The organism is Clostridium tyrobutyricum DSM 2637 = ATCC 25755 = JCM 11008 (assembly GCF_000359585.1).
GTDB classification, from domain to species: Bacteria; Bacillota; Clostridia; order Clostridiales; family Clostridiaceae; genus Clostridium_B; species Clostridium_B tyrobutyricum.
The window spans coordinates 53,201-62,452 of record NZ_APMH01000023.1; the positions used below are offsets into that span (position 1 = coordinate 53,201).

General features: G+C 31.2%; 8 protein-coding genes. 5 read left to right on the forward strand and 3 right to left on the reverse strand.

The genetic code is table 11. The features are described 5' to 3' along the window. Window positions 1–12 precede the first annotated feature (12 nt). Window positions 13–1,728, forward strand: a complete 1,716-nt coding sequence (locus J418_RS0110220) for a methyl-accepting chemotaxis protein (RefSeq protein ID WP_017895530.1) — start codon at window positions 13–15, stop codon at window positions 1,726–1,728. A 62-nt stretch (window positions 1,729–1,790) separates the two neighbouring features. Beyond that, window positions 1,791–2,777 carry a UDP-glucose 4-epimerase GalE gene (gene galE / locus J418_RS0110225; protein ID WP_017895531.1) on the forward strand — a complete coding sequence of 329 codons (987 nt, stop codon included), beginning with the start codon at window positions 1,791–1,793 and terminating at the stop codon, window positions 2,775–2,777. Window positions 2,778–2,873: 96 nt separating this feature from the next. On the opposite strand, the gene J418_RS0110230 is transcribed toward galE, so the two are convergent. After that, window positions 2,874–4,097, reverse strand: coding sequence for a sensor histidine kinase (locus J418_RS0110230; RefSeq protein ID WP_017895532.1), 1,224 nt, complete (start codon window positions 4,095–4,097; stop codon window positions 2,874–2,876). Between the two features lie 2 nt (window positions 4,098–4,099). Continuing rightward, window positions 4,100–4,777: a response regulator transcription factor gene (locus J418_RS0110235; RefSeq protein ID WP_017895533.1), complete on the reverse strand. Its 678-nt coding sequence runs from the start codon at window positions 4,775–4,777 to the stop codon at window positions 4,100–4,102. 163 nt (window positions 4,778–4,940) lie between these two features. Here J418_RS0110235 and J418_RS0110240 point away from each other — a divergent pair, with 163 nt between their 5' ends. From J418_RS0110240 to J418_RS0110250, 3 genes are read left to right on the forward strand one after another with little or no spacing between them, the layout of a single operon-like run. Continuing rightward, entirely contained in the window at window positions 4,941–5,906 is a 966-nt protein-coding gene (locus J418_RS0110240; RefSeq protein WP_017895534.1) for a glycosyltransferase family 2 protein, read from the forward strand. Further along, window positions 5,890–6,309: a GtrA family protein gene (locus J418_RS0110245; protein WP_017895535.1), complete on the forward strand. Its 420-nt coding sequence runs from the start codon at window positions 5,890–5,892 to the stop codon at window positions 6,307–6,309. Before J418_RS0110240 ends, J418_RS0110245 begins: the two co-directional genes overlap by 17 nt. 12 nt (window positions 6,310–6,321) lie before the next feature. Beyond that, on the forward strand, window positions 6,322–8,553 hold the full coding sequence (locus J418_RS0110250; protein WP_017895536.1) for a glycosyltransferase family 39 protein: 2,232 nt from the start codon (window positions 6,322–6,324) through the stop codon (window positions 8,551–8,553). 154 nt (window positions 8,554–8,707) lie between these two features. Here J418_RS0110250 and J418_RS0110255 read toward each other — a convergent pair. Continuing rightward, window positions 8,708–9,252: acyl-CoA dehydrogenase family protein (locus J418_RS0110255; protein WP_017895537.1), on the reverse strand; the 545-nt coding region annotated here is incomplete at its 5' end.

Sequence of the window (9,252 nt, forward strand, 5' to 3'; positions counted from 1 at the left end):
GGAGGGTTATAAATGAACTTTTTTAATAAGATGAAAGTAAAGAAAACAATGCTATTAAGTTTCTGTGTAGTAGCAATATTTATCGTAATAGTAGGTGCTATAGGATGTATAAATATTAAAAGAATAAATTCAGCTTCCAATCAACTATACAATGAAGATCTAAAAACTATTAAAAATTTAGACAAATTTGATGCCAATACAATGCATTTACGTTTAGAAATAATAAATTTAGTTGAAAGCCGTGATAAAAATAAAACTGCTGATACTTTAAAAACTATATCTCCATATAAAGATGAAAATGATCGTATATTAACTTTATATAAGCAATCAAATTTAACTTCTGAGCAGAAAACATTGGTATCCCAATTAGACAATGAACTTATTTCATGGAGAACTATATACAATAAAATTCTGAATTTAATGGCTGCGGGAAAATATGACGATGCAATGTTATTAAACAAACAAGCTGCTAGTTATAGAAATAAGTTAACATCTACTATAGAAAAGCTGATTCAAATAACAGTGCAGAACTCCAAAAGCAGTAATATTAAAAACAATGCTCTATATACGTCATCTTTAATTGCTATAATTTTAATTACAATAATCGGATTGACTATTGCAATACTTTTAGGTAATATCCTAGCCTCTTCCACAGGAAAAGTGCTTAATAAAATTTTATTATTTGCAAATTCTCTTAGTAATGGTGATTTAACTAAACGTTTAAGTATTTCAAGTAAAAATGAATTTGGTATCATATCAAATGCATTAAATAATGCTACTGAAGATATAAAAAATCTAGTTAGTGAAATAACAAGCAGTATAAAAACCATAAATTCCTCAAGTCAGGATCTATCTGCTACAACTGAAGAAATATCCTCCATGATGTCCTCTGTAAATGAATCGACTGCCCAAATAGCTGAAGGCTCTCAAAATTTAAGCAGTATTACAGAAGAAATAAGTGCGTCATCGGAGGAAATGGAAGCAAATACAAGTGAACTTTCAGGAAAAGCTAATGAGGCTTCAAAGTCATCTGTTGAAATAAAAAACCGTGCTGTAAAAATAAAACAGAAAGCTTCCAAAAGTATAGAAGAAAGTGCCTCTGTATATGAAGAAAAGAACAATAAAATTTTAAAAGCTATTGAAGATGGAAAGGTTGTTTCAGAAGTAAAGACAATGGCAGCTTCCATTGGAAATATAGCCGAGCAAACCAACCTGCTTGCATTAAATGCAGCAATTGAAGCAGCAAGGGCTGGTGAGCAGGGAAGGGGATTCTCTGTAGTTGCAGATGAAGTTAGAAAACTTGCTGAGGAGTCATCAACTACCGTTGAAAGTATAAATAAAATGGTACTGGCTGTAGAAACAGCTTTTAAAAATCTATCTGACAGCAGCAAAGAAGTACTCGAATACATAGCAAACAATGTCAAACCAAATTATCAGTTCCTTATGGATACGGGAATTCAGTATGAAAAGGACTCTGAATTTATAAATACTATATCCAAAGAAATAGATAGCTCTTCAAAACAGATGCATGAAGCTGTATCCCAGGTAAGCACGGCTATACAAAGTGCTGCATCCACAGCAGAGGAATCTGCTTCAGGTTCTGAAGAAATACTTGGAAGTGTAGGCGAAGTTACCAAAGCCATTGAAGAAATCTCAGTTTCTTCTCAAAGTCAATCCGAAATGGCTGAAAAACTTTCAGCCATGATAGATAAGTTCACAATAAATTAAATTGTAATAAATATATTTTTGTTCTATAATAATTAGAATATCACTCATCGGGAGGGTTCATAATGAATATATTGGTTTGCGGTGGTGCGGGTTATATAGGAAGCCATATGGTTGCCCACTTATTAGAAAATAATCATAATGTAGTAATACTTGACAATCTTCAAACAGGTCATAAAGATGCAATTTTAGGTGGAAAATTCTATTTGGGGAATTTAAAAGACAGTATTATCTTAGATAAAATATTTACTGAGAATAAAATTGATGCAGTAATTGACTTTGCAGCAAATTCCCTAGTCGGTGAAAGTGTAGAAAATCCACTTAAATATTTTGATAATAATATTGGATCCACTATAAGTCTTTTACAATCCATGAACAAACACAATATAAAATATATTGTATTCTCATCTACAGCTGCAACTTATGGAGAGCCTGAAAATGTGCCTATACAAGAACAGGACAAAACATTTCCAACGAATCCATATGGTGAATCCAAATTAGCAGTAGAAAAAATATTGAAATGGTGTGACAATGCCTATGGCATAAAATATACTGCACTTCGATATTTCAATGCATGCGGTGCACATATAAATGGAAAAATAGGAGAAGATCATAATCCAGAATCTCATCTTATTCCAATAATACTTCAGGCTGCTATGGGTAAAAGAGATAAGATAATGATCTTTGGTGATGATTATAATACTGAAGACGGGTCTTGTGTTAGAGATTATGTACATGTATCAGATCTGGCTTCTGCCCATTTACTTGCTCTAAAAAGATTGCAATCTGGTGGTGAAAGTAAAATTTACAATTTAGGCAATGGAAAAGGTTTTTCAGTAAAAGAAGTAGTTGAAGTTGCAAAAAAAGTTACTGGAATAAATATCAAGTCAGAAATTGCAGATAGACGTCCAGGAGATCCTGCAACACTAATAGCTTCTTCAAACAAAGCAATTAAGGAATTAGGCTGGAATCCTAAATTCAACTCTTTGGAAACAATTATTGATACTGCATGGAAATGGCATAAGAATCATCCAAATGGATATAGCAAATAGTTTAAAAGACAATGCATCATAAAATAGATTGCATTGTCTTTTATTAATTATGCTGAAAAATATTTATCATTACCTTAAACACAATAATATCCAATATTATTGCAATACTTTTTTAGTTTCAAATACAACTCTAAACTCAGTGCCTTTTCCTACCTCACTTAACACATCTATGATGCCATTATGTTCTTCTACTATACATTTTGCAATTGAAAGTCCAAGTCCAAAACTGCCTTCTCTTTTTGCCCTTGATTTATCAACTTTATAAAATCTATCAAAAATTTTACTTAAGTGTTCTCTTGGTATACCTTCCCCTGTATCTGATACTGTTATTTGAATTCTACTTTTAACCATGGTCGTTTTTATTGTAACAGTATCTCCAGATCTTGTATGTTTTATAGCATTGTCAATTAAAATAGCTATAAGCTGCTTAATTCTTCCTTCTGTTCCTTTTAGAAAGATATCCGGTTCAACCTTGGATATAATCTTTATTCCACTTTGAATTGCCACTGCTTCAAAAGGTTGTACTGATTGAACAACCGCATTGCTCAAATTAAACTCATTTTTACTAAAAGAAGTTTTACTTGAATCAGACCTTGCAATAAATAAAAGTGCCTCTATAAGTTTAGTCATTCTAGTTGTTTCAAGTTTTACATTCCCAAGCCACTTTTTCTGACTTTCCACACTATATTCCCTATTATCCAATACTATATCAAGATTTGTAGTTATAACGGCAAGAGGCGTACGAAGTTCATGAGATGCATCTGCAACAAATGCTTTTTGTCTTTCCCATGCTGTCATAACAGGTTTAAGAGATACATTGGCAAGAAACAAACTTATTATAAATACAAGTACAAGACTTATTATACAAACTAATATAGAAATCATAATTAATCTTCTTAATACTTCATTATCAAATGATTTATCTACAAAAACTATAATACGTCCATAGGGCTTAGCTATCTCAAGATATCGTAATTTATAGCTTTTATACGTTATAATTCCTTTATCCTTATTATCTTTTAAAATCTTTTCTATTACATTATATGACGAATCTCTAGTTATAATGGAATTACTGGAGATTTCACGAACAGCTCCAGATCTATCTATTTTTATAAAGAAACTATCAGATGGTGTTAAATTTCTTTCAGGTGGTGAAGGTGGCAAATTTTCCATCTCTGCTGTTTTAACCATTCTCATATAAGAAGAATGATCAAAACTTTTTTTCATAAGTATGTATATACCTGAAAATATAGTAATAAGCACCAAACTCGTTAATATCAAATTAATTAAAATAAGTTCTATTTTTAATTTACGAAACATAATCAAACCTCTTTCAAGCAATATCCGATTCCTCTTATAGTTTCAATAATAACATTACAATTTAATTTTCTCAATTTCTTTCTTAAATATGAAAAATACACCTCAATATTATTATTCATTTCAACATCTGAATCAATTCCCCATACTCTATCCAAAATCTGATCTTTGGTTATTACTTGATTTTTGTTTCTAACTAACAATTCTAAAAGTTGTGATTCTTTGGCAGTAAGCTTTAAACTTTTATCATTACATCTTATTTCTGTCCTTAATGGGTCAAAAGTCAAAGATGATATTCTTATTTCCTCACTTTGAATAAAATGAGTGTGTCTTCTACCAAGAGCTCTCACCCTTGCAAGAAGTTCCTCTGTAGAAAAAGGTTTTACAAGATAATCATCTGCGCCATTATCTAGTCCTTCCACCCTACTTTCAATGGAATCCATAGCAGTCAAAATAATCACAGGAATCTCACTTCCACTTTTTCTAAGATCTCTTAGCACATCCAAACCCTCTTTACCTGGAAGCATTCTATCTAAAATTATAAGATCATATATTCCCGTTTCAGCCATCTCCTGGCCTTTAATACCATCATAAGCAGCATCTACGCTGTAGTTATTTTTCTTTAATATGTAAACTAGAGCATCTGAAAGCATGTTTTCATCTTCAATTAAAAGTATTCTCATAATTTACCTCCTCATTTTAATTATAAACAATAATAAAGTATAAATATAGTAATGTTTAAATTTATTTTACATTTATTACACATAGTTTTAAGCATTCTTTAAGGTTTATTCTGCAAAATAATATTAAAGTAATTTAATTATATTTTAGATTGAGGTGAATTAAATGCAGAAGAATATAGTATATTCTATTGTAGTTCCACTTTATAATGAGGAATTGGTAATTGATGAAAGCTATTCCAGATTAAAAAAAGTTATGGATTCTACTTATGAAAACTATGAAATCATATTTATAAATGACGGAAGCTCTGACAGCACACAAAAAAAAGTACAGCAAATATGTAAAATAGATCAAAATATAAAACTTATTAATTTCTCAAGGAATTTTGGTCACCAATGTGCAATAACTGCAGGTATGGAAACCTCTATTGGCAATGCAATAGTGGTTATAGATGCTGATCTTCAGGATCCTCCTGAAGTTATCCCTGAAATGATTAAAAAGTGGAAAGAGGGCTATGATGTAGTATACGGGAAAAGAGCCAAAAGACAGGGGGAATCTTTCTTTAAAAAACTTACTGCTCGAGCATTTTATAGGCTTTTAAAAGATATGACCAGTATAGATATACCTGTAGATACAGGTGATTTCAGACTTATAGATAGAAAAGTCTGCAATACTTTGAACTCATTGCCTGAAAGGAATAGATACGTAAGAGGTCTTGTAAGCTGGATAGGTTATAAACAAACTTCTGTAGAATTTATAAGACATGAAAGATTTGCAGGTGACAGCAAATATCCTCTTAAAAAAATGTTGAAGTTAGCTTTTGACGGAATTACCTCATTTTCATATAAACCACTTGTATTATCTGGATATTTAGGTGTACTGTCGTTAATTATAGGGATAATTTCAACTATAGCAACTATAACAAAACACTTGATTAATAATACAAATATAATAAATTTTGGGTTTATCATATCAATTAACTTAATTATGTTTGGAATTGTCTTAGGATGTATAGGCATATTAGGTCAATATATAGGAAGAATTTTTGATGAGAGCAAAGCAAGACCTAATTATATTATAGAAAGTATAATAAATAACAAGGAAAATATAAAACATGAATACACTAACTAAAACAATAACTCATATTTTCAACGGTAAACTCAAATTATTAAGTCGCTTTTCTATAACAGGTGTATTAAATACATTAATAGATTTTATAGTATTTTCCCTATGTCAAAGTGTATTTGGATTTCATTACACTATAAGTCAGATAGCAGGATATAGTTTTGGAGTAACAAACAGCTTTATATTCAATAAAAAGTGGACCTTTGAAAGCAATAAACCAAAGAAGAAATTATATCATGAATTGATTCAATTTATTATAGTAAATATAGTTTCACTATTAATAACTATATTTTTTATGAAATTATTAATAAATACTTTTATCATAAATGTATATGTATCAAAGATAATAGTAACTCTCATAGCACAAGTAATAAATTTTTTATCATACAAACTTTGGGTATTCAATTAAGGAGGAACATTGATGAAACAACTTAAATTAACTAAAGAAAAGATTGGAATAATATTAGTACTAATTCTGTCTGGAATCCTAAATCTTGCAAATTTAAGCATAGAAAATTACGGAAATGAATATTATGCAGCTGGTGTAAAGAGTATGGTTTTAAACTTTAAGAATTTTTTCTTTGTATCATTTGATCCTGCGGGATTTGTATCTATCGACAAACCTCCTTTGGGATTTTGGATTCAAGCTATATCTGCCAAAATATTTGGATTTAGCGGATGGAGTATACTACTTCCCCAAGCGTTGGCAGGTATTATATCAGTTGCTTTAATATATTATATAGTCAAGAGATCTTTTGGTTATGCTGCTGGAATTATTGCAGCCATATGCCTGGCTATAACACCAGTATTTGTAGCTGCAAGCAGAAATAATACTATAGACAATCTATTGGTTCTAGTATTGTTAATTGCATGTGTGTTCTTTTCAAAGGCTGCCGAGAAGGGAAAATTCAAATATCTAATAATAAGTTTGATTTTTATAGGTTTAGGTTTTAATATAAAAATGCTTGAGGCATACATGATAGGCCCTGCTATATATATAACTTATTTAATCTCTTCTGCAGCACCTTTAAAAAAGAGAATAAAGCATCTGGTTATAGGTACAGTTGTACTAATCGCGGTCTCACTTTCATGGGCAACTATAGTAGATTTAGTGCCTTCTCAAAATAGACCATTTGTAGGAAGTAGTACAAATAATACGGTTATGGAACTCATATTTGGTCACAATGGATTGGAAAGACTAAGCAGCAATAGCGGAGGTATGGGTGGAGGACCAGGAAATGGCGGCCAAAATCATAAGAATTTTAATTCAAAGAGCAGCACCACTAATTCCAATAGCATGCAACCTCCTAATGGAACAAGTAACATGCCATCGTTTGGAAATACAAGCAATAAAAACTCAAATTCACAAAATCAAAATATGAAGCCACCTAATATGACTGGCAAAAGCTCAAATGGACAAAATTTTGCTAGAATGCACGGTGGTGTTCCAGGAGGATCTGGAACATCTAATCTTCAAGGAACTTTTGGAGGGCAGACAACAGCTGGAATTTCACGTTTATTCTCTAAAAATATACTTTCCGATCAGATAGTCTGGTTTATACCATTGTCAATATTGGGAATTATAGCAGCAGCTATACTGGAAAAGATAAGATTTCCTTTTAATAACAAGAAAAAACTTGATGTAGTTTTCTGGGCTCTATGGCTTATACCTGGGTTTATATACTTCAGTTATACAAAAGGATTGTTTCATCCATATTATTTAACAATGCTTGCACCTCCTATTGCAGCATTATCAGGTATAGGAATTGTATCAATGTGGAAACTGTATAAACAAAATGGTATAAAGTCGTGGTTATTGCCAATAGCTTTCATTGTAGAAGGATTAGTCCACTTACTAATGTTATCCTATTTTATCAGCAATATGACATCAACAATTAAAGCTATAATTATAGCTGCATTAATATTGTGCTTTGTATCATCTTTCATTCTTATAATCTATAAAATAATGAAAAAATCCGTTATGGATAAAACTGAAAATATAAGATTTGCTAAGATATTTACAACACTTGCTCTGATAGGTATTCTTGTAACTCCAACTATAGGTGCTTCTGCTGCTATAAATCATTCAGTAAATGGAACCATACCTGCAGGTGGTCTTGAACTTTTATCAAAAGATAGTAGTTCTAAATCAAATAATTCTATGATGAAAAGAGGAAACTTTGGAGAAGGAAGCAATGAAAAACTTATTAAACTTTTGGATAAAAATATTAAAACTGAAAAATATGCGCTTGTTGTATCTAGCGCCAACAATGCCGGAAGTATAATAATTGAAAGTGGCAAGAGTGTAATGGCCCTTGGAGGTTTTTCAGGCTCAGACAATATAATATCCTTAAATAAATTTAAACAACTTGTAAAAAAAGGTGAAGTAAGATACGTTCTCACAGGAGGAATGGGAAGAAATTCTAATTCCATTATGAGTTGGGTCGAAAAGAATGGTAAAGCTGTTTCAGAGAGTAAATGGAAAGATACATCTAGTTCCAATAATATTAAAGAACAATTTACCAATAGGTCTTCTTCTAAATCAGACAATACCAAAACAAATAGCAACTCAAAGCAAAATGATAAAAATAATAGTTTTGGTGGAATGAATGATTCTCAGACATTATATGATTTAAAAGGTACTGTAAAATAAATGATAAGAGCTGTTCCAAATTTACGGAACAGCTCTTATCATTTATAAAGTTTTCCTTAACTCCCAGCTCTTAAACTACAATGACTAAAATTTTAATATTCTTTAATAACACTGTTAAATACTGAAATTTTTTAATGTTCACAATATGAGTAAATTATCTAAAGAGCTGTCCACTTATTATTAATTTCTGTATTTCATTTGTCCCTTCATATATTTGAGTTATCTTTGCATCCCTCATCATTCTTTCAATCTCATATTCCTTCATGTATCCATTTCCGCCAAGCATCTGAACTGCTTCTGTAGTTACATGCATGGCTGCATCTGTGCAAGCTATTTTAGCTTTTGCAGCTGACAATCCATATGGTCTTCCCTCTTGTTTGTCTATGGCTGCCTTATACAATACATATTTAGCCTGTTCTATTTCAAGATCCAATTCAGCCATTTTGAATGCCAAATACTGTTGTTTGAACAATGGCTTGCCAAATTGTATTCTCTCTTTCATATACTGTTTCGCACGTTCAAATGCTCCTTCGGCTATTCCAAGTCCCTGAGCTGCTACGCCGATTCTTCCTCCATCCAATGTACTTAATGCTATCTTTAGTCCTTTCCCTTCTTCAGAAACTAAATTTTCTGCAGGAACTTTACAATTTTCAAATACAAGTTCTGACACCTGAGCTGCTTTTATTCCACACTTGTCCT